The 25,413-nt window shown below is 33.4% G+C and carries 25 protein-coding genes and 2 tRNA genes; 19 read left to right on the top strand and 8 right to left on the bottom strand.

Annotated features, from left to right (window positions below; genetic code table 11):
* The first annotated feature begins 45 nt into the window (after positions 1-45).
* From H0I30_RS09375 to H0I30_RS09385, 3 genes are all read left to right on the top strand, one after another.
* A tRNA-Asn gene (locus tag H0I30_RS09375) sits at positions 46-119 on the top strand.
* A 68-nt stretch (positions 120-187) separates the two neighbouring features.
* A tRNA-Asn gene (locus tag H0I30_RS09380) sits at positions 188-261 on the top strand.
* Between the two features lie 263 nt (positions 262-524).
* A complete protein-coding gene (locus H0I30_RS09385; protein WP_218771603.1) occupies positions 525-1,739 on the top strand; it encodes a site-specific integrase in 1,215 nt (404 codons plus the stop codon).
* Here H0I30_RS09385 and H0I30_RS09390 read toward each other — a convergent pair.
* Together H0I30_RS09390 and H0I30_RS09395 are read right to left on the bottom strand one after the other, a co-directional pair.
* Positions 1,725-1,934, bottom strand: coding sequence for a hypothetical protein (locus H0I30_RS09390; protein WP_218771604.1), 210 nt, complete (start codon positions 1,932-1,934; stop codon positions 1,725-1,727). The two genes, H0I30_RS09385 and H0I30_RS09390, sit on opposite strands and share 15 nt — an antisense overlap.
* Positions 1,935-2,279: 345 nt before the next feature.
* Positions 2,280-3,677 (bottom strand): helix-turn-helix domain-containing protein, encoded by a 1,398-nt coding sequence (locus H0I30_RS09395; protein ID WP_218771605.1) that lies wholly within the window; start codon positions 3,675-3,677, stop codon positions 2,280-2,282.
* A 359-nt stretch (positions 3,678-4,036) separates the two neighbouring features.
* On the opposite strand from H0I30_RS09395, the gene H0I30_RS09400 reads away from it, so the two are divergent.
* From H0I30_RS09400 to bioA, 10 genes are all read left to right on the top strand, one after another.
* Positions 4,037-4,237 carry a helix-turn-helix transcriptional regulator gene (locus tag H0I30_RS09400; RefSeq protein WP_218771606.1) on the top strand — a complete coding sequence of 67 codons (201 nt, stop codon included), beginning with the start codon at positions 4,037-4,039 and terminating at the stop codon, positions 4,235-4,237.
* A gap of 7 nt (positions 4,238-4,244) precedes the next feature.
* Entirely contained in the window at positions 4,245-5,807 is a 1,563-nt protein-coding gene (locus tag H0I30_RS09405) for a class I SAM-dependent DNA methyltransferase (protein ID WP_218771607.1), read from the top strand.
* The gene (locus H0I30_RS09410; RefSeq protein ID WP_218771608.1) at positions 5,804-7,117 is read left to right on the top strand and encodes a restriction endonuclease subunit S; all 1,314 of its coding nucleotides are present in this window, start codon (positions 5,804-5,806) and stop codon (positions 7,115-7,117) included. Before H0I30_RS09405 ends, H0I30_RS09410 begins: the two co-directional genes overlap by 4 nt.
* Before the next feature lie 2 nt (positions 7,118-7,119).
* Positions 7,120-10,296 (top strand): type I restriction endonuclease, encoded by a 3,177-nt coding sequence (locus H0I30_RS09415; RefSeq protein WP_218771609.1) that lies wholly within the window; start codon positions 7,120-7,122, stop codon positions 10,294-10,296.
* A complete protein-coding gene (locus H0I30_RS09420; RefSeq protein ID WP_218771610.1) occupies positions 10,289-10,981 on the top strand; it encodes a M48 family metallopeptidase in 693 nt (230 codons plus the stop codon). The genes H0I30_RS09415 and H0I30_RS09420 overlap by 8 nt, the downstream gene beginning before the upstream one ends.
* Before the next feature lie 431 nt (positions 10,982-11,412).
* Positions 11,413-12,555, top strand: coding sequence for a pyridoxal phosphate-dependent aminotransferase family protein (locus H0I30_RS09425; protein ID WP_218771611.1), 1,143 nt, complete (start codon positions 11,413-11,415; stop codon positions 12,553-12,555).
* A 9-nt stretch (positions 12,556-12,564) separates the two neighbouring features.
* Complete coding sequence (locus tag H0I30_RS09430; RefSeq protein WP_218771612.1) at positions 12,565-12,942, top strand: DUF2007 domain-containing protein; 378 nt, start codon at positions 12,565-12,567, stop codon at positions 12,940-12,942.
* Positions 12,943-13,560 (top strand): dethiobiotin synthase, encoded by a 618-nt coding sequence (bioD, locus tag H0I30_RS09435; RefSeq protein ID WP_218771613.1) that lies wholly within the window; start codon positions 12,943-12,945, stop codon positions 13,558-13,560.
* 129 nt (positions 13,561-13,689) lie between these two features.
* A complete protein-coding gene (locus H0I30_RS09440; protein ID WP_370624092.1) occupies positions 13,690-13,893 on the top strand; it encodes a GIY-YIG nuclease family protein in 204 nt (67 codons plus the stop codon).
* Positions 13,894-14,138: 245 nt separating this feature from the next.
* Positions 14,139-15,404 carry an adenosylmethionine--8-amino-7-oxononanoate transaminase gene (gene bioA / locus H0I30_RS09445; protein WP_218771614.1) on the top strand — a complete coding sequence of 422 codons (1,266 nt, stop codon included), beginning with the start codon at positions 14,139-14,141 and terminating at the stop codon, positions 15,402-15,404.
* On the opposite strand, the gene H0I30_RS09450 is transcribed toward bioA, so the two are convergent.
* Positions 15,390-15,857, bottom strand: a complete 468-nt coding sequence (locus tag H0I30_RS09450; protein WP_218771615.1) for a cytochrome c oxidase assembly factor Coa1 family protein — start codon at positions 15,855-15,857, stop codon at positions 15,390-15,392. The genes bioA and H0I30_RS09450 overlap by 15 nt on opposite strands.
* Positions 15,858-15,923: 66 nt before the next feature.
* On the opposite strand from H0I30_RS09450, the gene H0I30_RS09455 reads away from it, so the two are divergent.
* From H0I30_RS09455 to bioB, 4 genes are all read left to right on the top strand, one after another.
* Positions 15,924-17,066, top strand: coding sequence for a beta-ketoacyl synthase N-terminal-like domain-containing protein (locus tag H0I30_RS09455; RefSeq protein ID WP_218771616.1), 1,143 nt, complete (start codon positions 15,924-15,926; stop codon positions 17,064-17,066).
* A 57-nt stretch (positions 17,067-17,123) separates the two neighbouring features.
* Positions 17,124-17,696: a hypothetical protein gene (locus H0I30_RS09460; protein ID WP_218771617.1), complete on the top strand. Its 573-nt coding sequence runs from the start codon at positions 17,124-17,126 to the stop codon at positions 17,694-17,696.
* A gap of 9 nt (positions 17,697-17,705) precedes the next feature.
* Positions 17,706-19,124, top strand: a complete 1,419-nt coding sequence (locus tag H0I30_RS09465) for a flotillin family protein (RefSeq protein ID WP_218771618.1) — start codon at positions 17,706-17,708, stop codon at positions 19,122-19,124.
* A 507-nt stretch (positions 19,125-19,631) separates the two neighbouring features.
* Positions 19,632-20,732 carry a biotin synthase BioB gene (gene bioB, locus H0I30_RS09470; RefSeq protein ID WP_218771619.1) on the top strand — a complete coding sequence of 367 codons (1,101 nt, stop codon included), beginning with the start codon at positions 19,632-19,634 and terminating at the stop codon, positions 20,730-20,732.
* An 84-nt stretch (positions 20,733-20,816) separates the two neighbouring features.
* Here bioB and H0I30_RS09475 read toward each other — a convergent pair whose 3' ends face one another.
* Genes H0I30_RS09475 through panB form a run of 5 tightly spaced genes read right to left on the bottom strand, consistent with a single transcriptional unit; the run spans position 20,817 to position 23,836 of the window.
* Positions 20,817-21,086 (bottom strand): TM2 domain-containing protein, encoded by a 270-nt coding sequence (locus tag H0I30_RS09475; protein ID WP_218771620.1) that lies wholly within the window; start codon positions 21,084-21,086, stop codon positions 20,817-20,819.
* A 34-nt stretch (positions 21,087-21,120) separates the two neighbouring features.
* On the bottom strand, positions 21,121-21,510 hold the full coding sequence (locus H0I30_RS09480; protein WP_218771621.1) for a VOC family protein: 390 nt from the start codon (positions 21,508-21,510) through the stop codon (positions 21,121-21,123).
* Positions 21,510-21,968, bottom strand: a complete 459-nt coding sequence (locus H0I30_RS09485) for a DUF1801 domain-containing protein (RefSeq protein ID WP_218771622.1) — start codon at positions 21,966-21,968, stop codon at positions 21,510-21,512. Before H0I30_RS09485 ends, H0I30_RS09480 begins: the two co-directional genes overlap by 1 nt.
* A gap of 25 nt (positions 21,969-21,993) precedes the next feature.
* Entirely contained in the window at positions 21,994-22,971 is a 978-nt protein-coding gene (locus tag H0I30_RS09490) for a 2-hydroxyacid dehydrogenase (protein ID WP_218771623.1), read from the bottom strand.
* Between the two features lie 46 nt (positions 22,972-23,017).
* On the bottom strand, positions 23,018-23,836 hold the full coding sequence (gene panB, locus H0I30_RS09495) for a 3-methyl-2-oxobutanoate hydroxymethyltransferase (RefSeq protein ID WP_218771624.1): 819 nt from the start codon (positions 23,834-23,836) through the stop codon (positions 23,018-23,020).
* 171 nt (positions 23,837-24,007) lie between these two features.
* Between panB and H0I30_RS09500 the strand changes: the two genes are divergently transcribed.
* Both H0I30_RS09500 and H0I30_RS09505 read left to right on the top strand, forming a co-directional pair.
* Complete coding sequence (locus H0I30_RS09500; RefSeq protein ID WP_218771625.1) at positions 24,008-24,481, top strand: nuclear transport factor 2 family protein; 474 nt, start codon at positions 24,008-24,010, stop codon at positions 24,479-24,481.
* A gap of 1 nt (position 24,482) precedes the next feature.
* On the top strand, positions 24,483-25,406 hold the full coding sequence (locus tag H0I30_RS09505) for a hypothetical protein (protein WP_218771626.1): 924 nt from the start codon (positions 24,483-24,485) through the stop codon (positions 25,404-25,406).
* Positions 25,407-25,413 lie beyond the last annotated feature (7 nt).

Here is a 25,413-nt window from a genome sequence, read left to right on the forward strand (position 1 = left end):
AGCCCTTAAATTTGCACTCGCTTTTAAAGCAAGTCCGCTTTAAATTCCTCCTTAGCTCAGTTGGTTAGAGCATCTGACTGTTAATCAGAGGGTCTTAGGTTCGAGTCCTAAAGGAGGAGCAAAACAAACGAAGGCATCGTAGCAGCCGATAATTGCTACAACACATATATTTGTTCTACATGAACATTCCTCCTTAGCTCAGTTGGTTAGAGCATCTGACTGTTAATCAGAGGGTCTTAGGTTCGAGTCCTAAAGGAGGAGCAATAAAAGAAGAAGTTCAACAGCAATGTTGGACTTTTTTTATGCAGTAATGCGGGTCAAATCCTCTACCCAACTGGGCTAAGGGAGGAATAAAAAAAATCAACATTCTTTGAAAGCATCAAAATTACTGCATAAAGCAGCTGAATTTTGTGCCCGAAAAACGGAAGTCATAGGTCAAAAACTTGCACATAACTTGCACGAACCCCTTTTTAGGCCAAAAAGTGCACGTGCATAAAAATGTTTTTAGCGCAACACTAAAAAACATGAGTACTTTAAAACTTACATTAGACAAAAGAAGAAGTTATGCAGATGGGAGAATCCCTTTAATATTAAGGCTTACAGCCAATAAAAAAACAACATCAATTCATCTTGGAATTAAGATTTCACCGAACGAATGGGATGAAAAAAAACTACGTGTAAATAAAAAGCGTGCAAGTTACTTGGAGCTAAATCTTCATTTAAAGAAGACAATATTGCATTATGAGAAGAAACTTCTGGCTATTTTATCATACAAACCCAACGCAAGTTTAGCCGATATAAAATACGCCTTAACCGTATCGTATGATGTTAACGAAATGCTGTTTTATGATTTTGCCATTGAACAAATTAAAAAACTAAATATTCAAGGTCGCCACGGCAATGCACAATCCTACAAAACAGCCACCAACAGTATTATCAACTACAGAAATAAGAAACTAAAGTTATCGGATATAAATTATGCATTTGTATTAGAATATGACGCCCATTTATCAGCTTCTGGTGTAAGTGTAAATGGCGCTGCGGTATATATGCGGGCGCTGCGTGCTTTATTAAATCGTGCTGGAAAGCTTGATGTATATAACATGGCACAATACCCGTTCCGAAGCTTTAAAATTAGGTCGCAAAAAACAATATCAAGAGCGATACCTTTAGAATCTATTAGAAAAATTGCACAAATTGAACTAGATAAAGATTCTAAACACTTTCATGCTAAAAATATGTTCATGCTGATTTTTGGGATGATTGGCATTTCTTTCATGGACCTTATACTTCTTAAAAAGAGCAACATTAAAAATGGGCGGGTTATTTATAAAAGACGCAAAACTGGAAAATTATATAGCATTAAATTATCACCAACGGTTCAAGATATTTTAAATCATTATAAAACCACTAACAGTTCTTATTTATTACCACAATTTGGTTTAGATAATGCACCCGAAGCCAAGATAAGACACCATGTAAACTTAGGATTAAAATCTACAAATAGGTATCTTAAACAACTTGGGTATCAATTGCAATTAGACATACCGCTAACCACTTACGTGGCTCGCTATAGCTGGGCCAACATTGCCAAAGCAAATGGCTACAGTAAAGATTTAATTGCCGAAGCACTGGGCCACAACTACGGTAATGCCGTAACTGGCATTTACCTAGAAAGCTATGGTAACAAAACTATTGACCACGCTAACGAGCGATTAATCAATTTAGCTAATAGCTAGCGTCTTGGTTTTATTATGTAGCTGTACTGCTTCAAAGATGAGGTTCAACTGACCGTTATCTTTGAGGTATATGTATTCGCTAATCATAGCATCTTCACTGTAATCTGCGGCTTCCTCGTAATTAACTGATAGGTATTCTGCCATTGCCTCACTTAGTGGTCCTTCGGTAAATAAATGTTGATATTCTTCGTTCATAATTATATGATTTTTAAAGTTTTATTATAAATAGAATATACTATCAAAACCAAAAAAGTAAAGTGTTTCTAAAACTAATATCAAAAAAAATTATAAAAAATTTTAGCGAAGCACATCAATACCAATTTTAAAATTGATGTTATTGCTATATAAAAGAAAGGTCACAGTAAATAGAAAATAAAATTTCATAGGTAGTGTGTGAAGCACCTTATAGAGAGGCCCCCTTACGCATCCATTTAACCGTTTTTTAGAAAAACCTTCCCAACGAATACGTGCTAATAAAAGCCCTTTTGGTATATATAAACTGGTTATTGGCAGCCCGAAAGCCACCATTACCAATGTTTTTTATTTATGAATATCGCTGAGGTACGTCAGCATGCTTCTGGGAACCTCAACATCTTTATACCTTTTATTAATATACAAGTTTTCTTTATAAATACGAGTTAGCCCTTTTATTATAATGGCAACGCTGCAATGACTTTGATTTATATGATGCTGAATGTTCACGATGTTGGCAACGTTTAAATCTGCACCTACCTCAAAATATAACTGCATTAAAAAATCGGTTACGCTTACCGTATCGTTCCGTTTTATGTACGTTAACACTTCTAGAATGGGTTGCCCTTCCTTGGTAAATATTTTGTTCATGCTAACAGCTTCGGCCAACGACTCGGCCATACTTGGTTCTGTAGCTTCCGCTATGTTGGTGGTTACTGTTTCTATTGCTACCGTTTCAGTACTAATTTCTTTAACGCTTGCGCTAGTTGGTAGATTATCAGTTTCTACAATTTCATCTGTGCTGTTACCAGCAGTTGGTGATATATTTAACGCTAGCCACTCATCTAAAGTTAAACCAGCATCTAAATAAATTTCAAGTTGGTCAGCGTTTACGCTGGTTGAACTTTCTAAAATATCTAAACTTTCAATTGGTATATCATAAAAATTAAATGAATAATCTAAATCTAAAAAAGTTTCTAACTGCGAAGCAGTAACCATATTTTCACTTACATTATTATATATTCTATTATTACTATTTTCTTTTTTAATTTTATTATTTATTATCTTATTGTGGCTGCTTTCTGGGCTAACAACGCTTAATTTTGGGCTAGCGTTACCGTTATTTGTGCTAGCAATGCTTGTTTCTGGGCGCAAAGCAGCAGCTAATTGTTTAGCTTCAATCGCTGTAAGCTCTGCAATTGGGTTTCTATTCGCTGTAATTAAAAACTCTCGCCATTTGCTTCGTGGACTTTTAATAGTTAACCAACCTTGTACTCTTAGCTCTCGTTTAGCTGTTGCAACAGCCTCTTTGCCAAGCCCAATTTTCCTTAAAATATTCGCATTCGTATCGTAAAACCTTCTATTGCTATTGGTGTACGATAAAATATACGTCAGTAAAAATTTAGTACTATATTTTAATTTAGACACCAATAACACTTTATAAAATTTATAAAAATTAGCATTAGTCACATTAGTAGCACATATTTTTAAATGTTTAACCGAAGGTTCACTACGTAAATCTTCAATATAACCAACGCATTGCAATTTTTTAATCGCTGTATCTACTCCGCTCGATGACACTTTTAAAACGCTAGCCATGTACTTATTACTGGCAAAACATTTCATATTAAAACTATGCAGCGTAAAAATATACATCGCTACAATTTTTTCTAAATCAGTTAACCTATTATCCTCGGCTAGAGGGTGAAATAACTTGTAAAACTCAAGCCCTTTTTTCTTTTCCATAATTTTCTTTTTTATCTAATTAATCCATAGCTGCGGTATGGACCACAACTAAAGAACCTTCGGACTTTCCGAAGGTGTATTGTTGTTACAACCGAAAAAATCGGCCGAATTTTATGTATGGTTTGTTTGTTGTTCGTGTTCTTTAGAAAATACAGAACACAACACTACTGGTAAGGTTATATACCCAAATATCGCATTTTTTTTCCGTATTGTCAAGTAAAAACCACCGTAATCACCCAAAAACCAATCAGTTATAATTTTTTGTTTTAAATCTTCTTCACCGCTGTTTTTTATACGTAAACCAACTATCGTTTAATGATAGTTTTTAACTATATTCGAAAAGCAAAATTCACATAATTATGAATCGAATAAAAGAGGTGTTGGTCCAGAAGGGATTAAAACAAATTTGGCTCTCTAAAGAACTGGGAAAAAGCTATAATATGGTGCTTTCTTATAGTACCAATAGGCGACAACCAAGTGTAGAAACCTTATACAAAATTGCTGATATTTTAAACATCAGCGTGAAGGATTTACTGATTGATAATAAAAAAACTGCTTAAAAATAAAATGACCGAAAATAAACTAACTTTAGAAACACTCGAATCTTGGCTATGGGATTCGGCAAACATATTACGTGGAAGTATCGATTCTTCCGATTTTAAAAATTACATATTCGGACTCCTATTCTTAAAGCGTTCTAACGATGTATTTTTAGAAGAAGTAGAAGCTATTATACAACGTGATGGTATTTCTCGTGAAGATGCCGAAGATGAAACGTATTTTCAACTACCAGCAGAAGCTCGCTGGGAAATCATAAAAAGCCAAACCGAGAATATTGGTATCGTATTAGACAAGGCCTTTGCAGCCATTGAGCGAGAAAACACCAGTTTAGAAGGCGTAATGACTGCCACCAAGTTTGGTGATAAAGAAAAACTAAGTGACGAGCTATTACAGCGTTTATTACGCCATTTTAACCAACATTCGTTAGCCAATGCACATTTAAAATCTAACGACCTTTTAGGGGACGCCTACGAGTACCTCATCAAACAATTTGCAGACGATGCTGGTAAAAAAGGAGGCGAATTTTACACCCCTCGTGGCGTAGTGCAGCTTATTGTAAATCTTATAAAGCCGCAATCAAAACATAGTATTTACGACCCCACTTGTGGTTCTGGTGGTATGTTAATAGAATCGGCACGTTATATAGCACAACAACCCAACGGAAAAGTGGGTAACAACATTAATGTAAGCTTAAACGGACAAGAAAAAAACTTAGGTACGTGGGCCATTGGTAAATTAAACATGTTACTGCATAATTTTACAGATGCCGATATACGCAAAGGTGATACCCTAACCGACCCAAAACACCGCAATAACGACAACGAACTGCAATTGTTTGACCGTGTTATTGCAAACCCACCTTTTTCTATGGATGGTTGGTGGAGCCCAGCAGAAGCTAATATTGTTGTAAAGCTCGATAAAAACGGAAAAGAGAAAAAAGTAACTCCCAACTATAAAAAAGAAGTGAGCGACCCGTACGGACGTTTTCAATACGGAATTGCGCCACGTGGCTATGCCGATTTAGCTTTTATACAACACATGATTGCCGTTTTAAAAGAAAACGGAAAAGCGGGCGTGGTTTTACCACACGGTACACTGTTTAGAGGCTCTACCGAAGGTAAAATTAGGCAAGCACTGTTAGAAGCCGATTTGGTGGAAGGGATTATAGGCCTACCAAGTGGTTTATTTTACAATACGGGCATACCCGCTGCTATTTGGTTGATAAACAAAAATAAAACCGAAGCCCAAAAAGGAAAGGTGACTATTATTGATGCCAGCAGCGATTTTAAAGAAGGCAAAAACCAAAACGAGTTATTACCAGCACATGTTTCTAAAATTGTAGCTGCGTATGATGCCAATACTGAAGTAGACAAATACATGCGTATTGTTACTTTAGATGAAATTGCCGAAAACGATTACAACCTAAACATTAGCCGCTATATAGACACCAGCGAACCCGAACCCATTATTGATGTAAAAGCGGTACAAGCTGTTTTAGCTGATTTAGAACAACAAGAAGCTGATATTGATGCCAAATTGAACGAATTTTTAAAGGAGTTGGGGATATGAAAGAAGGATATTTAATCAAGAAACTTGGGAGTATTCCAAAAGGTTGGTCTGAGAAAAAAATGCCAGACTTTTCGTGGTTTCAAGAAGGACCAGGGTTAAGAAAATGGCAATTCAAAGACGAAGGTATTAAAGTTATTAATATTACAAATATGGTTAATGGTGTTTTAGATTTATCTAAAACAACTAGACATATCAGTTTGGAGGAATTTAACTCGACCTACACTCATTTTGAATGCCAAGAGAACGATATTGTAATTGCTAGTAGTGGAAATTCATATTGTAAACATGCAATTGTGAGGAAACAAGATTTGCCATTAGTTATGAATACGAGCGTAATTCGTTTCAAACCACTCTCTTCAATTAACTACAACTATTTAAATCAATTTTTAAAATCACAATTATTTAAAGAGCAAATAGACTTTATGATAACTGGAGGAGCACAACCTAATTTCGGTCCAGTTCACTTAAAAAAAGTTGTTTTAGCACTCCCACCCCTACCAGAACAACAAAAAATAGCAGACATATTAAGCACGGTAGATGCTAAAATAAACCTCATTACCCAACGCATTGCCCAAACCCAAGACCTTAAAAAAGGGCTCATGCAGCGTTTGTTAACCAAAGGCATTGGGCATATCGCCTTTAAAGAGTCACCGCTTGGGGAAATTCCTAAAAGTTGGGAGGTGACACCTATTTATGAATTAAGGAATAAAACTGATAGATATTCATTTACTGGAGGTCCTTTTGGTTCTGACTTGAAGTCTGAGCATTATACTGAAACTGGCGTTAGAATCATCCAACTTCAAAATATTGGTGAAGGTGTTTTCGTTGATAAGGCAAAAATTTACACCTCATATGAAAAAGCGGATGAATTAGTTTCATGTAATATATATCCTAATGATATAATTTTGGCAAAAATGGCACCAGTTGCAAGATGTTGTAAAATGCCATTCTTAGATAAAAGATATGTAATGGGGTCTGATGGAATTAGATTATCTGTAGATAAAAGTAAATATGATAATGAATTCATTTATCAAGCTTTAAACTCTAGAAAATTTCGAAATGAAGCAGAAGCTAAAAGCACTGGAACGACAAGAGCTAGGATTGGTCTAAAAGATTTGAAATTAATTCCAATTGCCATACCACCAAAAGAAGAACAAACCCAAATCGCCAACATATTAAGTACGGTAGATAGTAAACTAGATGTTTTACAAAACAAGAAAATACACTACCAAGAACTTAAAAAAGGCCTTATGCAGCAGTTATTAACAGGTAAGGTTCGGGTAACGGGTTTAATTAAAGAAGTTGTGTAGTTATGAGCCAGTCACCAGAGTATATACATAGCGAGTTACCAGCCATACAATTGTTACAACAATTAGGCTACCAGTATTACGATGCTAGCAAACAAGACGAACGTGAAGCTATTACCGAAGTAGTTTTAAAAAACAGATTATTAGCAGCTATTAAGCGTATTAATCCGTGGATAAACGACAACAACCTAAACAAAGCATTTTTAGAGCTTACTACTGTTAATGGTGCTTCACTCATGGAAATAAACCAAAAAATTTGGGAGCTATTACATGGTGGTAATTATGTTGTAAAACAAATGATAAACGGTGTTGAGGTATTTAAACCCGTACATTTTATAGATTACAGCAATCCAACAAACAACGATTTTTTGGTGGTAAACCAGATGAAATACCACGGTAAATACCAGAATTCTATTCCAGATTTGGTAGTGTATCTAAATGGTTTACCAATTTCGGTTATCGAGTGTAAATCGCCTACAGCTCAAAACGCATGGGATAAAGCATTTAGTGATTTAGAATATTACCAGAAGAATTCAGAAAAACTATTTCATTTCAATCAAATAAACGCTGGTCTTTGGGATGTTGGTGGTAAGTATGGCGCTATCAATGCACCTCAGCAATTTTATTCGGTATTTAAAACATCAAAAGATGATACCGAAATACTAGCACAAGCCAAACGTGAACAAGATAAATTATTACTTGCCTTATTTAAAAAAGAGCGCTTACTAGATATTATTAGGCACTTTGTACTGTTTGAATTAGATGAAGGCCGAACTATTAAAAAGCTACCAAGATACCAGCAAATAAGAGCTACCAATAAAACTATAGAACGCTTACAAGCGGGCGAAGGTGGTGTAGTTTGGCATACACAAGGAAGCGGTAAAAGTTTAACGATGGCCTATGTAACCAGAAAGTTGCAAGCCCAAGAATTCGGATTTAACAATCCTACCGTTATGGTTATGACCGACCGTAAAGATTTGGACCGTCAGATAACCACAACCTTTAGAAACGTAGGTTTAAAAAATGTAAACCAAGCCAGTTCGGTAGTGCATTTAGATAAATTACTACGCAACGATTACGGTGGTATTATAACCACCACTTTACAAAAGTTTCAAGAAACCGATAAAGAAACCACAGCAACGAGTGACCAAACCGAACTGGAAGAACGTGGTAATTTGCTTATTGAAAAACACTTGGAAGATAAGAAGCTTATTAAAATAATTAAAGAGCTTCAAAAAGGAAAGTGGGTTGAGGTTGAACGACAAGAAATTGAACTAGAAGAACTATCTAAAAAAGAAAATTTATACATTTTAGTAGATGAAGCACACCGAAGTCACTACGGATTTTTAGCTTCGTTTATGCGTACCGTATTACCAAACGCTAAATTTGTAGCCTTTACGGGAACACCAATATCTAAAGAAGATAAATCTACATTAGGCGAATTTTACGGTGGCGAATATATAGATGTTTATACTATTACCGAGGCCGTTGCCGATGGTGCAACTGTAGAATTATATTATGATGAAGGTATTGCCAAGCTAGATGTTAAAAAAGAAGCATTAGACAAAGAGTTTGAAGAAAAGTTTGGTGATGCTCATGAAGATAAAAAAGACAAGCTAAAAAAAGAAGCACTGCGCAAATACCAACTATCTGCCGAGCGTATCAACGCCATTGGTAAGCACATGGTAAATCATTACAGCGATAAAATTTATCCAGACGGCCATAAGGCAATGATAGTTTGTAGCGGTCGTGAAGCAGCTATAAAATACCAGCAAGTATTACACAAATTAAAAGAGGAAGGTTTACATAATTTCGAATCGAAAGTAGTGGTAAGTATTGGCTCACCAAAAAGTGATGCCATTGCAAAAGAATACTACGAAACTTTAGAATGGAACAAAAACAACCCAACAAACAAAAAGCCAGTTTGGGTAGTACCACCAGAAGATATTAAAGATGCAACCGACAATTTTAAATTGCCTTTTGGTAATGAAAATGATACCGAAAAATCGGGAAAGAAACAATACGATAATACCGCTTTTATTATTGTAAGTGATATGTTGCTTACGGGTTGGGATGCACCAATTACATCGTGTTTATATTTAGATAAACCGTTAAAAGAACATAATTTACTGCAAGCCATTGCACGTGTAAATCGCTCAAAAGAAGGTAAAAGTGGCGGTTTTATTGTTGATTATAATGGTATTACTGCCTACTTAGTACAAGCCTTAGAAATATTTTCTGGTGATATTCGCCCAGACGATATTTTAAAGAACCTCAACGAAGAATTACCAAAGCTAGCAATGAATCATACCAAGTTGGTAGATTTCTTTAAACCAATGAAAATTGATAGAAACTACAAGCGTGATTCTTATATTGATGCTGCGGTTCGTTTCATTGAACCTATTAATAAACGTGACGATTTTAAAGCCCTTTTAAAAGACTTTAACAAGTCGATTAACATTGTGTTACCAAACACAAAAGCAATGAAATACCAAGGTGATTTTAAGCTGTACAATGAAATAAAACTACGAGCTAAAAATGCGTTTCCAGATGATGATGAGCTAAAAATTAGCAAAGACGAAAGTAAGATGCTGCAAGGTATGATTGACACCCATTTAAAAGCCGAAGGTGTTGAAAATTTACTAGAAGAACCAATTTCTATTATTGACAAAGAAAAGTTTAAGGAAGAAATTATGAACGCATCACCAGCAACTAAAGAGCTGAAAATGCGAAATAATTTAAAGCATACTATTAAAGTTGGAATGGATAAGAATCCCGATTTTTACAAGCCATTAGCACAGCGCTTAGATGAATTACTAAAGATGAAAAAAGATGAGCGTATCACGCAAACAGAATTTCTTATAGCAATGACATCAATGCAAGATGAAATTATTGAAGAACAAACTGAGGGTGAAGCTAAAGGTTTTTATACCGAGCAGCAACGAGCAGTTTACAACTCTATGAAAGTGTTGTTTAATGAAGATGCCGAAGATGCTACAAAAACATTGTTCGATTTAATTAAAGGTGAATTGGATATTGTAGGCTGGCAAGCTAAAGGTAGAGTACAAAAAGATATTGAAAATAAAATTATGCGTTTTCTAAAAATAAAATTAGAGCGCAACGAAGCAAAGACAAAAGCCAAAGAAATGGTGGACGTATTAATAAAAAATAAAGATGCCTAGCGTTACCTACGGACATAAAACCATTGATTATACTATTCTTGAAAAAGAACAGCTAAAATCGCATTATATTACCGTAGAAAAAGCTGCTGGTGTAGTGTTGAAAGGTAAACTGATATCCGAAATTTCTGCCGAGCAACTCATTCTAAAAAAAGCCAAGTGGATTTTAGATAAATTGGAGTTGGTCAGCTCAATTGGTGATGAAGATATCGTAACTGGAACTCGAATTCAATATTTAGGTCGTAAGTATTATGTTGAGGTTATAAAAAAAGAAGATGCTGAGGTAATTACGATAGATTTTACGGAATCGAAATTTAAAGTATATATACCTCAGCATTTAAATAACCAGCAAGCTATTAAAAAAGCATTCAATGATTTTATAATTGTCAAAGCCAAAGAAAAAATAGCACCACGAATACGAAAATGGTCTAAAAAAACGGGATTGGAGTTTAACGAGCTGAAATTTAGGCAGCTCGAAAAACGCTGGGGAAGCTGTACACCATCCAATAATATTATTATTAATGTTGATGCTATAAAGTTGCCTTTTTCATTGATAGATTATTTAATTGTGCACGAATTAGTACATACCAAAGTAAAAAGCCACTCGAAGGAATTTTGGGCGGAACTATCAAAACACATTCAGAACTGGAAAGAATTGGACGAACGCATGTATGGAATGAAACTGTAAACCAGCTCAAGATAACAATCGTATTTTCTCTTTTATTACTTCAATTTCTTTTCGGTATTGCAATACTCTTATATCATTTTGAAGCTTCTGCCTTTTGGTAGAGTCGTCAGTCATTCGTAATTCGGTATTTTTTAAATTTATTTTATCGTTGAGGTCTTGAACAGTCATAATTTCTTTTATTATAAATATTACGTAGTAGGTAGAACTGCTCGAAAATGATATCTTTGTTCTTATAATTAGATAATTTGAAAATCAGCTAAAAACTTGCATATAACTTGCACGTGATTTCATCAAAACGCTGTAACGTCTTATTTTACTCACCTTTTGCATGGTGCGCCTTCTGACTGTTAATCAGAGGGTCTTAGGTTCGAGTCCTAAAGGAGGAGCAAAAAAGGCTTACATTCGTGTAAGTCTTTTTGTATTTTTACACTATGCGATTTCCTAAAAAACTTATCCAAAAAATATCATCACGTAAAGAAGATACTTCTCTCAGGTCACTTGGTACTGGAACTCATTTAATAGATTTCTCTTCAAATGATTACTTAGGCTACGCTAAATCTGGTTTAATTTTCGATAAAACACATCAATTTTTAATTGATAAAAACATAAAGCAGAACGGAGCAACTGGTTCTCGTTTACTTTCTGGAAATCACAAACTATATATCAGCGTTGAAAAAAAAATCACTGAATTCCATAATACAGAGGCTGCTTTAATTTTCAATTCTGGCTACGATGCCAATATTGGTTTCTTTTCATCTGTACCTCAACGAGGTGACATTATTTTATATGATGAATTTATTCATGCTTCTATTCGCGATGGTGTTCAATTATCAAACGCAAAAAGCTATAAGTTTAAGCATAATGATATAGAAAACCTAGAGAATAGAATCCTAGGTATTAAAGCGGAATCTAAAAATCAAGAATCAGAAATTTATGTTGTTACCGAAACTGTTTTTTCTATGGATGGCGACTCGCCTGATTTAATTGCCATAGTTGAAACTTGTAAAAAACACAACGTTTATTTAATTGTAGATGAAGCACACGCTGTTGGTGTATTTAACAATGGACTTGTTGAAAAACTGAATTTAGAAAATGATGTTTTTGCTAGAATTATAACTTTCGGTAAAGCATTAGGTTGTCACGGGGCCGTAATTTTAGGGAGCGGTGAACTGAAACAATACTTAATTAATTTTGCTAGAAGTTTTATTTATACCACAGGCTTACCGCCACATTCATTGGCAACCGTACATTGTGTTTACGAGGAGCTTGAGAGTTCTAACGGAATAGAGAACTCAAAAGTATTACATCAAAATATTCAGCATTTTATATCAGAAACAAAACGACTTAATTTAAAGTTTATAAATAGTGACTCTGCAATTCATTGCTGCATAATACCTAGTAATGAAAAAGTAAAATATGTAGCTAAACAGCTTAAAGAAAAAGGATTCGAGGTAAAGCCAATTTTATCTCCCACAGTAACAAAAGGAGAAGAAAGATTACGTTTCTGTTTACATGCTTATAATTCTAGGCTAGAAATCACCAATGTTTTAGAACATCTTGCTATTTTTGTTTAAAAAAACATTATGCGCGATAATTACACTATTTTAACTGTTTTTGAATATTCTACTGAAGCTCATCTTGTTAAATCTAAATTAGACTCAGATAACATCAGAACTTTATTGATGGATGAAAAAACGATTGATTCTGATCCTTTAATAAGTCAAGCAATAGGCGGAGTAAAACTATTAGTACATAATGATGATTTAGAAAAAGCATTAACTATTTATAATGAAATTAGAGTATATGAAAAAGATAAAAACGGTAATACTATTCACTGTGCAAACTGCAATTCTTCTAAAATACTAGTTGCTCCACCACAACGAAAAAGCTTTTTCTATATGTTGTTTCCTTTTTTTGAAAGCAGAAAATTAATTTGTAATGATTGTAAAACAATCTTTTAAATGAAAAAATATTTTATTACCGGAATTTCTACTGAAGTAGGAAAAACCATTGCTTCTGCAATTATAACCGAAGCATTAAAAGCCGATTACTGGAAACCGATACAAGCAGGAGAATTAGAAACTTCAGATTCACACAAAATAAAACAGCTAATTTCTAATTCAGCTACTATAATTCACCCAAACTCCTATGCATTAAACACGCCTATGAGTCCGCATGCAGCTGCAGAAATAGACGGAATTACTGTTGAATTATCAAAAATAACAGCTCCTAAAACTGATAACAATTTAGTTATAGAAGGCGCTGGTGGATTATTAGTTCCGTTAAATAATTCGGATACCATTTTAGATATTATCAAACCCGATTATAAAGTAATTATTGTTTCTCGTCATTATTTAGGGAGCATTAACCATACTTTATTAACAGTGAATCTATTAAAAGAAAAAGGTTTTGATATTGCTATTATTTTCTCTGGAAATGAACATAAAACCACAGAAGACATTATCACAAAAATGACAAACGTTTCTGTAATCGGGCGCATTGATGAAGAACCTTATTTTGATAAAAATGTAGTTAGAGAATACGCCGAGCTTTTTAAAGAAAAGCTATTGAATTTATAAACGCCACACTGAACTTATTTCAATATCATGCGATGCTGAAATAAATTCAGCATGACGAAACACACAATAAACGAGACAAAAACACCAACGTAACGTCACCCTGAACTTGTTTCAGGGTCACACAATACAATGAAACAAAGTTATATTTACATATTAGCGAATAAATATCGAACTACATTTTATATTGGAGTTACAGTAAATTTATCTAAAAGAATCATTGAACATAAAGAAAGCGTAGCATCAAAATTTACTAAAAAATATAACGTTATTGATTTAATTTATTTCGAAGAATTTTCTGATATCAATCAAGCTATTGCTAGAGAAAACATTTAAAAAATTGGCATAAAGAATGGAAACTTAATTTAATTAAAGAATTAAATCCTACTTTAAAAACATTAGATTATTAACTACTTTTGATGCGATGCTGAAACAAGTTCAGCATGACGAAACATATAATAAATTAGACACAAATACCAACATAACGTCACCCTGAACTTGTTTCAGGGTCGTATAATAAAAAGAAGTATACTTGCTAATTTAGTATTAAACTTATTATCAGTATAAAGAAAAAATAAAAAATGACACTTCAAGAAAGAGATAAAAAGCATTTGTGGCATCCGTTAAAACAACACCAAACACATCCAGATAGTTTAGGAATTGTAAAAGCCAAAGGATGTATTTTAACTGATGAAAATGGCAATGAATATATCGATGCTATTTCATCTTGGTATACTTGTATGTTTGGGCATTGTAACGATTTTATTACGAGTCGTGTTTACCAGCAAATGCAAACATTAGATCAAATAATGTTTAGTGATTTTACACACGAACCTGCTGTGAAATTATCCGAAGAACTGATTAAAATTCTTCCTGATAATCAAAATAGAATTTTCTTTAACGATAACGGATCAACAGCTGTAGAAGCGGCTATTAAAATGGCATTGCAATACTATTTTAATAAAGGCGAAAAACGAACTACTTTCATTGCTTTTGAAGATGGTTTTCATGGTGATACTTTCGGTGCCATGTCGGTTTCTGGCTTATCGGCTTACAACGGGCCGTTTGAAGATTTTTTAATGGATATTGAGCGTATTCCTGTTCCGAACGGGAAAAACAATCAAGAAATTTTAAATCAGTTAGAAAAAATCGTTGTCAAAAATGATATCGCCGGCTTTATTTACGAACCTTTAGTGCAAGGTGCTGCCGGAATGAAAATTCATGAAGCAGAAGATTTAAACGAGATTTTAAATTTCTGCAAAGAAAATAATATTTTAATGATTGCTGATGAAGTGATGACTGGCTTCGGAAAAACAGGAAATCATTTTGCTTCGGATGAAGTTGCTACAAAACCAGATATTATTTGTTTAAGTAAAGCTTTAACTGCTGGTTTAGTGCCAATGGCAATTACCTCTTGTACTGAAGAAATTTATAGTACTTTTTTAAGCAATGATATTGCAAAAGGTTTTTTTCATTGCCACACCTATTCAGCAAATCCTATTGCTTGTAGCGCTGCTTTGGCTAGTATCGAATTACTACAATCTAAAGAAATTCAAGAAAGCATTCAAACTATTATAACTTCTCACAAAACGTTTGAAGAACGTATTAAAAAGCACCCAAAAGTAACAACTACAAGAACTAAAGGTGTAATTTTAGCAATCGATTTAAAAACCAATGCGAATCGTTACGGTACTTTACGAGACCAATTATTAAAACACTTTATGAATGACGGCGTGTTTTTACGTCCGTTAGGAAATACCATTTATATTCAACCGCCTTATGTAATTACAAAAGAGCAGTTACAAAAAGTATACACCACTATCGAAAAGGTTTTAGATATCTTCTAAAACCTTTTCTTTAACTAATAAATTAATTTCTTCTTGTGTTTCTTTAATACGCACATATAAATCTTCATAAATCCATTCGCCATTAGTTCTTATTCCGCGAATAATTAATGTTCCTTTTCCGTTTGGTCCCGAAATCGGAATTGAGAAATCAACATCTCCTTCATCATTGTTTATAGATATATTTCCTGATGGAATTCCGTATTTTTCAATTGGTTCTCCTAAATAACGAAGTACTTCTTTATTCTTAGAAGCTTGTTCTATAGCATACTCTACAGGCGTAGCATTTGTAATCATTTCTGATATACCAAAAAACGCAGCGCCAATACCAAAAACAAATAATAAAATAAGTCCGATACATCCACAGCCACAACCACCAACAGGCACTACCCACCCCCAATTTCTACCAAACCAACTTTTTTGTTCTTGCACTTCCATTTGTTCTCTTTTTTTCACAATATAAATATTTATTTATTTCGTAATGCTTGATTTTACCATTATTTTTGTGAAAACTTTAATACGTTGAAAGAACCAATTTCTATTACCTCTTTTGCTTCCATTTCTGCTTTAGGAAGTACTCCTGAGCAAATTTGGGAAAACTATTTAAATACAAAACATTTCTTAACGCTAAGAGAAAATGTTTGGACAGGTAGCTTGAATCAACAAGATAAACTTGCTATTACAGCAATAAGAAATTCAGATAATAAATATAAAAACTTAGACGATTCGGTTATATACACTTTATATGTAGCAAGAAAGGCTATTGAAAAAACAAATTGGAATTCTGAAGATAACTTCGGAATTAATATTGGTTCGTCGAGAGGAGCAACTTCTTTATTTGAGAAATATCACAAAGAATTTTTAGAAACCGGTAAATCTTCAACCTTAAGTTCGCCAACCACTACATTAGGAAATATTTCTTCTTGGATTGCACATGATTTACAAAGTAACGGACCTGAAATTTCGCATTCAATAACCTGCTCTACAGGATTGCACTCTTTGTTAAACGGCGTTGCTTGGTTACAATCAGGCATGTCAGAAAAATTTATGATTGGTGCTAGTGAAGCTTCTTTAACTAATTTTACGATTGCCCAAATGCAAGCGTTAAAAGTGTACTCGAAAGAAACTGATGAATATCCGTGTAAAGCTTTTGATTTAGAAAAGAAACGAAACACGATGGTTTTAGGAGAAGCTGCAGCCGTTTTTTGTTTAGAAAAAGGAGTTCAAGAAAATGCAGTTGCACTTATTAAAGGTGTAGGTTATGCTACAGAAGTTTTAAAACACAACACTTCGGTTACCGCAAATGCAGATTGTTTTCAGAAATCTATGAAAATGGCTTTAGGTACAATTTCTCCTGATGAAATTGATGTTATTGTAATGCACGCACCAGGAACTATTAAAGGAGATTCATCAGAAATTAACGCCATCCAAAAAGTTTTTAGTAACAAAACACCTTTCTTAACTACTAATAAGTGGAAAGTAGGGCATACTTTCGGTACTTCTGGCTTACTTAGTTTAGAATTAGCCGTCTTTATATTGCAATATCAAAAAGCAATTGAAGTTCCGTTTGCAAAAAAACAAAATCAACCAAAAAAAATAACTAAAGTATTAGTAAATGCAGTTGGTTTTGGCGGGAATGCCGTTTCTGTTTTATTGACGAAATAATAGTGCTTCTTTCAGTCAATTTATTTACTTTTAGTAACTTATTAAAATAATTGCTTTATGATGGAATGGTTTATTGAATTAACTTCTTTTCAGAAAATGTATTGGGTTGTTACAATTGGTTCAACCATAATATTTTTATTAGTTCTTATAAGTACTTTTGTGGGAGCTGATACTGATGATATAGGTGATGTTGATGCTGAAATAGATGCCGATACTGGTGCCGGATTTCAATTTTTCACCTTTAAAAACATGGTTGCTTTTTTCACCATTTTTGGATGGAGCGGAATTGCAAGTATCGATGCAGGAAACTCAAAAGGTATTACCTTATTTATTTCTATTTTCTGTGGATTATTAATGATGACAGCAATGGCAGCATTATTTTACTACATCAGTAAATTAACTTCTAGCGGAACTTTAAAAATGGAAAATGCGCTAAACGCTATTGGCGAAGTGTATTTAACCGTAGGAGCTAAAAAATCTAAAATAGGAAAAGTACACGTTAAAGTACAAAACTCATTAAGAGAATTAGAGGCGCTTACAAATTGCGATACAGATTTAACACAGGGAACTGTGATAAAAGTAATTGAAGTAACACCAAACGGATTATTAATTATTGAACCTCAAAAATAAAAATTGACTATGCTAAAAGGAACATTATTACAAATTGATGGGTTTGCAGGACCTATCGGAATCATTATTGCGATTCTATTTATTTTTATCTTATTTATCACTCTAATTAAACGCTATAAAAGATGTCCTTCAGACAGAATTTTAGTAGTTTATGGTAAAGTTGGTGGTGGCCAATCGGCAAAATGTATTCATGGTGGAGCCGCATTTATTTTTCCGGTAATTCAAGATTATCAATTTTTAGATTTAACACCTATTTCGATAGAAGTAAATTTAGTAAACGCACTTTCTAAACAAAATATTCGTGTAAATGTACCAAGTAGATTTACAATTGGAGTTTCTACAGAGCCAGGAATTATGCAGAATGCTGCAGAAAGATTGTTAGGTTTAGATCAAGATAGTATTCAAGATTTGGCGCAAGAAATTATTTTTGGTCAGTTACGTTTAGTTGTTGCTTCTATGGATATAGAAGAAATTAACAATGATAGAGATAAGTTTTTAACCAATATTTCTCAGTCTGTAGAAACAGAATTAAAGAAAGTAGGATTAAAATTAATCAACGTAAATATTACAGATATTGTTGATGAATCTGGCTATATTGAAGCTTTAGGTAAAGAAGCCGCTGCACATGCAATTAACGCCGCTCGTAAATCTGTTGCCGAAAAAACAAGAGATGGTTCTATTGGTGAAGCAAATGCTGTACAAGACGAAAGAAGTCAGGTAGCTGCTGCAAATGCAAAAGCTGTAGAAGGAGAAAACACAGCAAAGATTGCCGTAGCTAATTCAGATTCTTTACGTAGACAGCGTGAAGCAGAAGCAGAACGTACCGCAATTGCATCAGAAAAAGTACAAACAGCAAACGCATTAAAAGAATCGTATGCTGCAGAGCAAGATGCAGAAGTTGCTAGGGCAGAAAGAGAACGCTCTTCTCAATTAGCAGATATTATTGTTCCTGCCGAAATTGATAAAAGAAAAGTTGAAATTGATGCGGAAGCAAAAGCTGAAAATATTAGAAGAATTGCAAAAGGTGAAGCCGATGCCATTTTATTTAAAGCACAAGCAGAAGCACAAGGTTTATATGAAGTTTTAACAAAGCAAGCAGCTGGTTTAGATCAGGTTGTAAAAGCAGCTGGTAATAGCTCTAAAGACGCGGTTTTACTTTTAATTGCTGATAAATTACCAGAACTGGTTAAAACACAAGCCGAAGCTATTAAAAATATTAAGATTGATAAAATTACTGTTTGGGAAAACGGTGGCGGAAAAGACGGTAAATCATCAACGTCTAACTTTATTTCTGGAATGTACAAAGCAGTACCACCTTTACAAGAAATGTTTAATATGGCTGGTATGGAATTGCCTGAGTATTTAAAAGGTAAAGAATTACCGACTACAAATATTGAAGAAGCTAAAGAAGATAATTCGCCTTCTTAAACTTTAAAATAATAAATATAAAATTCCGCTTTCATAGCGGAATTTTTGTTTTTAGCAATTCTTTACTTTCTACGGATAAAAATAGTTAATAAATAACTGTTTTGATTCAGAACTCGATACAAGCGCGTCATTCTGAATTTATTTCAGAATCGCATCTTTACAACAAACAGTGTTGACTCATTATGAGAACCTAAAACAAGTTCGTTGACTTAGATATTATTATCAAAACACGATCTATTAATTGTCTGTTCGAGCGGAGTCGAGAACTCGTTAAGCTTAAAACAATTTCGACTCCGCTAAATTTGACAATAAAGAATGGAGGTTAACTATTAAGACATAGAAATTACTCTCTCTTTACAAACAAGTTTAGCCCTGATAGAGCGGTTTGTTTGAGCTCTTTTTTATTTTTTTAAAAAAAGCGAGTAGCGAAAGCAGGAAATAGCTTCTAAAAAGAAATAAAAAGCCAATTAGTTTTTTTATTTTTGACAACACAAACAACTTGAATTTATGAGTGAAGTAAGACATAATTGGACGAAAGAAGAAGTTCTTGAGATATATAACAAACCGATGATGGAGCTTTTATATGAAGCTGCAACGGTGCATAGAAAAAGTCATGATCCTAATGTGGTGCAGGTTTCTACACTGTTATCTATAAAAACTGGTGGCTGTTCTGAAGATTGTGGATACTGTCCGCAAGCGGCACGTTACCACACCAATGTTGACGGAAACGATTTAATGTCGGTTCAACAAGTAAAAGCACAGGCTTTAAGAGCAAAATCAGGCGGAAGTTCTCGTGTTTGTATGGGAGCTGCTTGGAGAAACGTAAAAGACGGACCAGAATTTGACCAAGTTTTAGACATGGTAAGAACCATTAACAAGCTAGATATGGAGGTTTGTTGTACTTTAGGTATGGTTACCGAAAATCAGGCACAACGTTTGGCAGAAGCTGGTTTATATGCCTATAATCACAATTTAGATTCATCGGAAGAATATTATAAGGAAGTAATTTCTACACGTGGTTACCAAGATCGTTTAGATACAATTAGTAATGTTCGTAAAACAAACGTAACGGTTTGTTCGGGTGGAATTATTGGAATGGGAGAAAACGCAGCAGATAGAGCAGGAATGTTAGTTGCTTTATCTACTTTAGATCCGCAACCAGAATCTACACCAATTAACGCATTAGTTGCTGTTGAAGGAACTCCGTTAGAAGATGAAAAGCCTGTAGAAATTTGGGATATGGTGCGTATGGTAGCTACTACACGTATTGTTTTACCAGAAACGCAAGTACGTTTATCGGCAGGAAGAACACAAATGAGTAGAGAAGGACAAGCAATGTGTTTCTTTGCAGGAGCAAATTCTATTTTTGCAGGTGACAAGTTACTTACTACACCGAATCCTGATGTAAATGAAGACATGAAAATGTTTGAAATGCTAGGAATGAATCCTCAAAAACCATTTACTAAAAAAGTACAACCACAATCGGTTGAAGCAAAAGATTCTAAATTTGAAAACTTAGGTGAAAAACCTAAATGGACAAGACCTGACCATAAAATTGAGCGTAATGAAGAAAAAAAGCAAGAAGCATTAGCTTTTAGAAAAAAATAATTACAATTTTCATTAAACATAAAAAAGCGCCAATATTGGCGCTTTTTATTTTTTATAATCTAAATAAAGTGTTTCTTTTTTAGATTAAAACCAACCTTTTTGGTTTACTTGGTATGTTTGAATAAACTCTTCATCAGATTTTGTTAAATAGATAATTCCTTCTATAAAAGGCACTAAAGAAGCAAAACCACAAGTTACAAACGTTAATACAACTTGAATAATACCTTCTTTTGTATACCCTAAGATAAATTTATGAATACCTAATGATCCAATTACTATTGCTAGAATACCTGCTAAAATTCGTTTACTTTCTTGAGTTGGAACTGGTTTTCCATTTTCATCAATTACATTCATTTTTTTTGTTTTTAATAATTAGTTGATGCCGAATTTATAAAAAAGCTTCGTCTTTTGGCTCCCAAAGTTCAATTTTATTTCCGTCTAAATCTATAATCCAACCAAACTTACCATAATCATACTCTTCTATCTTGCCTAAAACCTGCACTCCTTTTGTTTTTAGCTCTTCTAATAATTCTACTAAATTTTCTACGCGATAGTTGAACATAAAATCTTTATCTGATGGCTGAAAATGTTTAGTGTCTTTTGTAAACGGACTCCATTGTGTAGATGCTTTTTTTCCTTCGTTATCTTTCCACCAAAAAGTACAACCCCAATCATCTGTATTAAAACCTAAGTTGTTTTTATACCAATCTTTGGTTTCTGATACGTTTTCGGTTTTAAAAAACACACCGCCTATTCCTAAAACTTTACCTTTTTTCATTATTTCTTTTTTATAGCTGATTCATAAATAGCAATCCATTCTTTAACGGTCATTTTTGTACAGAGTTCTTTGATTAAATCAAACGGAATTTCTTCTATTTTCTTGAATCGAATACAACTTTTACCCATATCTAATTTACGTTTACAATGCTTCGGATATTCAGCAACAAACCAATCGTATAATTCCTGTTTAGCATACAAACCCATATGATATAAATTGATTGAATTTTTCTGTGAAGCAATACTTATAAACGGCAGTGGTAATTTAGGGTCACAATGATAACCATCTGGATATAGGGCATGCGGTACATAATAGCCAATCATGTTATAACTCATACCTTCTTCAAAACCTTTGGGAAGACTGTTTTTAATAGTGCTTCGTAATTTTTCTAGAACTGCTTGTCGCTCTTCAGGAACTTGTGCAATATATTCTTCAGGTGAATTGGCTTCGTATTTCATGCTATCTGATTTTAAAAGCTACAAGTTAACAAAATTTTGATTTTATTTTATCTACAATTGTTTGTGCTAGTTTTTCTTTACTTTCAACTGTCCAACCTGCTACATGTGGAGAAAGCAATACATTTTCTGATTTTATTAAATATTTAAATGCTTCTGGCATCTCGTCTCTCGACTCCGCTCGAGATGACCTATTAGTTATTACATTTTTTTGAAATAAATTTTCGAATGACTTTTTTTCGTATTCTAAAACATCTAAGCCTGCACCTAATATTTTACCAGATTTTAAAGCATCCACTAAATCGGCTGTAACTACCGATTTTCCTCTTGCCGTATTTAATAACCAAAAAGGATTCGAAAAAGCATTGATAAAATCAGCATTAACCATGTTCATCGTTAAAGCTGTTTGTGGAGTATGCAAACTCAAAACAGTTGCTTTTTCTTGCAATTCTTTTAATGAAACTTGCTTACAATTTTCATCACCAACATTGGGTTTAATATCGTAACAGATTACATCTACATCAAAACCACGAAGTTTTTTTGCAAAAGACTTCCCCATATTACCATAGCCAATTAAACCAACTGTTTTTCCGTCGAGTTCAATTCCGCGATTTTCTTCTCGCAACCATTTACCATTTCTAACTTCTTTATCTGCTTTATTCAACTTATTAAAAAGTGATAATAACATTCCCAAAGTATGCTCACCAACGGCATTTCTGTTTCCTTCGGGAGCCGAAATTAAATACACGCCTTTTTTCTCGGCATAGTCACAATCTATATTTTCTAAACCAGCACCTACTCTACCAATAAACTTAAGATTGGTTGCTTTATCTAAAAAAGTGGCATCAATAGAAAATCTACTTCGGATGATGATTCCGTCATAGCGATGAATTTTGGCTTCAATTTCTGATTTTGTAGACTTATAATCTTCTTCATTCGTAAAACCTGCATTACTTAACTGCTCTAATAACAAAGGGTGATTTGAATCTAAGTGAAGTATTTTCATTTTTTATCTGATAAAAAAAAGCCTTCTTTTCAGAAGGCTTTTCAGTTTAATATTGTTCTTTTTCGCTAGGGAAATCTTGCGATTTCACATCGGCTATATAATTTTGAAAAGCGCCTGTCATTTCTGAGTATAAATCTAAATACCTACGTAAAAAACGCGGATTAAATTCATGTGTCATTCCAATCATATCATGAGTAACTAATACTTGTCCATCTACGTCTGCTCCGGCTCCAATACCAATAACAGGTATTGTAAGCGCATCCGCTACTTTTTTAGCCAAACCAGCTGGCACTTTCTCTAAAACAAGCGCAAAGCACCCTATTCTTTCTAACATTAAAGCATCTTTTATTAATTGTTCTGCTTCTTCCTCTTCTTTTGCTCTTACTGTATAGGTTCCGAATTTATAGATAGATTGAGGTGTTAATCCTAAATGTCCCATTACCGGAATACCAGCATTTAAAATACGTTTGATAGAATCTTTTACCTCTTTACCACCTTCTAATTTTATTGAATGCCCTCCCGACTCTTTCATGATTCTAATGGCAGAACGCAATGCTTCTTTAGGATCTGATTGGTAACTACCAAAAGGTAAATCTACCACCACTAAACAACGCTCAATAGCTCTTACCACAGAACTTGCATGATAAATCATTTGATCTAAAGTGATAGGCAAGGTTGTTTCATGTCCCGCCATTACGTTTGATGCCGAATCACCTACCAAAATAACGTCAATTCCCGCTCCGTCTACAATTTTTGCCATCGTATAATCATAAGCAGTTAGCATAGAGATTTTTTCTCCGTTTGCTTTCATATCCACTAAAGACTTCGTTGTTACTCTTTTATATTGTTTTTTAGCTACTGACATTGTTTTAAATTTTCTTGATTGTAAAAATACGCAATTATTCGCTTGAATTATCTCTTAAATTTAAGTTCCTAAGAGATTAGATAATATTTACTGAAGTCGTTAATCTTCTGTTAATTATATTATAACTGAGTTCGTTTTTAATAATTTCACTTTTTTAAAAGCCAAACTATCATGCCTAAGATAATTACACTATTTATTATTTTTATTCTTACTACCGTTGTTAACGCCCAAAACACCACAGAAAACATCGCTATAAAAAAGACTATTGAAACTTTTTTTGACGGACTTCATCAGGGTGATAGTACTTTAGTTAGTTCAACCTTACATTCAACAATTAAAATACAGACTACTTTTACGGATAAAGAGGAAAATAAAAAATTAGTAACCAATAGTAGAGAAAAATTACTAATAGGAATTGCGAATAAAAAAAGTGAACATACTTATTTAGAAAAAATTCTTTCTTGGCAAATTCATATTGATGGTAATTTAGCTTCTGTTTGGATTAATTATGAATTTTATTTAAATGATAAATTTAGCCATTGTGGCGCAAACTCTTTTCAATTATTCAATGATAACGGAAAATGGAAGATAATTTACTTGGTAGATATGAGACGAAAAACCGACTGCAAATCTTTAAAAAAATAAAATGAAAAAAATATTAATTATCTTTCTATTACTTTTTCAAAACATCAATGCTCAAGAAGCTAAAATGTTCTTACCTAAATTATTTAACGGATTACCTAATGTTAGGGATTTTTCTCTAAATAATACTGGTGATGAATTTTATTTTACTGTAGAAAGCTATACCAAAGAATACTCATTTATAGCATTTTCAAAAAAAATAAATCATTTGTGGACTGAACCTGAAACGGTAGCTTTTTCAGGGAAATATAAAGATTTAGAACCTTTTTTATCACCAGATGGATTAAGATTATTTTTTGCTTCCAACAGAAAAAATAATACTTCAAATGAAATTAAAAAAGATATTGATATTTGGTATGTTGTAAGGAAATCAATAACTGATGACTGGTCTAAACCTATAAACGTTGGCGAAGTAATTAATACTGTAGCGGATGAATTTTATCCGTCGGTTACAAATAATGGTGATTTGTTTTTTACTGCTTCTTACGCTAGCTCAAAAGGAAAAGAAGACATTTATGTAAGTAGGTTTATTGATAATAAATATACAACACCTGTTTCATTAAGTACTAATGTAAATTCAGAAAAATATGAATTCAATGCTTTTGTAGCTCCAGATGAAAGCTATATTATATTTACATCGTACGGAAGAAAAGACGATTTAGGTCAAGGCGATTTATACATCAGTAGAAAAGATAATAATAACAATTGGTTGCCTGCAAAACATTTAGGAAAAGAAATTAATAGTAAAAAATTAGATTACTGTCCGTTTGTTGACTCAAACACTAATATGCTATACTACACTACAAGTAAAAGTACGATCCCAAAAAGCTTTAAATCAAGAAAAACGATGAAAGAAACCATTAATTTTATAAATAGTAACGCTAATGGATTAAGCAGAATATATGAGGTTTCATTAAATAAAAAATAACTTATAT

The organism is Tenacibaculum sp. AHE14PA (genome assembly GCF_019278465.1).
In the GTDB taxonomy this organism is placed as follows: Bacteria; Bacteroidota; Bacteroidia; order Flavobacteriales; family Flavobacteriaceae; genus Polaribacter; species Polaribacter bernardetii.

What these genes read in the sequence shown, in the direction of transcription:
- H0I30_RS09385 (WP_218771603.1), top strand. Translation starts at nt 525, where the DNA reads ATGAGTACTTTAAAACTTACATTAGACAAAAGAAGAAGTTATGCAGAT.
- H0I30_RS09390 (WP_218771604.1), bottom strand. Translation starts at nt 1,934, where the DNA reads ATGAACGAAGAATATCAACATTTATTTACCGAAGGACCACTAAGTGAG.
- H0I30_RS09395 (WP_218771605.1), bottom strand. Translation starts at nt 3,677, where the DNA reads ATGGAAAAGAAAAAAGGGCTTGAGTTTTACAAGTTATTTCACCCTCTA.
- H0I30_RS09400 (WP_218771606.1), top strand. Translation starts at nt 4,037, where the DNA reads ATGAATCGAATAAAAGAGGTGTTGGTCCAGAAGGGATTAAAACAAATT.
- H0I30_RS09405 (WP_218771607.1), top strand. Translation starts at nt 4,245, where the DNA reads ATGACCGAAAATAAACTAACTTTAGAAACACTCGAATCTTGGCTATGG.
- H0I30_RS09410 (WP_218771608.1), top strand. Translation starts at nt 5,804, where the DNA reads ATGAAAGAAGGATATTTAATCAAGAAACTTGGGAGTATTCCAAAAGGT.
- H0I30_RS09415 (WP_218771609.1), top strand. Translation starts at nt 7,120, where the DNA reads ATGAGCCAGTCACCAGAGTATATACATAGCGAGTTACCAGCCATACAA.
- H0I30_RS09420 (WP_218771610.1), top strand. Translation starts at nt 10,289, where the DNA reads ATGCCTAGCGTTACCTACGGACATAAAACCATTGATTATACTATTCTT.
- H0I30_RS09425 (WP_218771611.1), top strand. Translation starts at nt 11,413, where the DNA reads ATGCGATTTCCTAAAAAACTTATCCAAAAAATATCATCACGTAAAGAA.
- H0I30_RS09430 (WP_218771612.1), top strand. Translation starts at nt 12,565, where the DNA reads ATGCGCGATAATTACACTATTTTAACTGTTTTTGAATATTCTACTGAA.
- bioD (WP_218771613.1), top strand. Translation starts at nt 12,943, where the DNA reads ATGAAAAAATATTTTATTACCGGAATTTCTACTGAAGTAGGAAAAACC.
- H0I30_RS09440 (WP_370624092.1), top strand. Translation starts at nt 13,690, where the DNA reads ATGAAACAAAGTTATATTTACATATTAGCGAATAAATATCGAACTACA.
- bioA (WP_218771614.1), top strand. Translation starts at nt 14,139, where the DNA reads ATGACACTTCAAGAAAGAGATAAAAAGCATTTGTGGCATCCGTTAAAA.
- H0I30_RS09460 (WP_218771617.1), top strand. Translation starts at nt 17,124, where the DNA reads ATGATGGAATGGTTTATTGAATTAACTTCTTTTCAGAAAATGTATTGG.
- H0I30_RS09465 (WP_218771618.1), top strand. Translation starts at nt 17,706, where the DNA reads ATGCTAAAAGGAACATTATTACAAATTGATGGGTTTGCAGGACCTATC.
- bioB (WP_218771619.1), top strand. Translation starts at nt 19,632, where the DNA reads ATGAGTGAAGTAAGACATAATTGGACGAAAGAAGAAGTTCTTGAGATA.
- H0I30_RS09475 (WP_218771620.1), bottom strand. Translation starts at nt 21,086, where the DNA reads ATGAATGTAATTGATGAAAATGGAAAACCAGTTCCAACTCAAGAAAGT.
- H0I30_RS09480 (WP_218771621.1), bottom strand. Translation starts at nt 21,510, where the DNA reads ATGAAAAAAGGTAAAGTTTTAGGAATAGGCGGTGTGTTTTTTAAAACC.
- H0I30_RS09485 (WP_218771622.1), bottom strand. Translation starts at nt 21,968, where the DNA reads ATGAAATACGAAGCCAATTCACCTGAAGAATATATTGCACAAGTTCCT.
- H0I30_RS09490 (WP_218771623.1), bottom strand. Translation starts at nt 22,971, where the DNA reads ATGAAAATACTTCACTTAGATTCAAATCACCCTTTGTTATTAGAGCAG.
- panB (WP_218771624.1), bottom strand. Translation starts at nt 23,836, where the DNA reads ATGTCAGTAGCTAAAAAACAATATAAAAGAGTAACAACGAAGTCTTTA.
- H0I30_RS09500 (WP_218771625.1), top strand. Translation starts at nt 24,008, where the DNA reads ATGCCTAAGATAATTACACTATTTATTATTTTTATTCTTACTACCGTT.
- H0I30_RS09505 (WP_218771626.1), top strand. Translation starts at nt 24,483, where the DNA reads ATGAAAAAAATATTAATTATCTTTCTATTACTTTTTCAAAACATCAAT.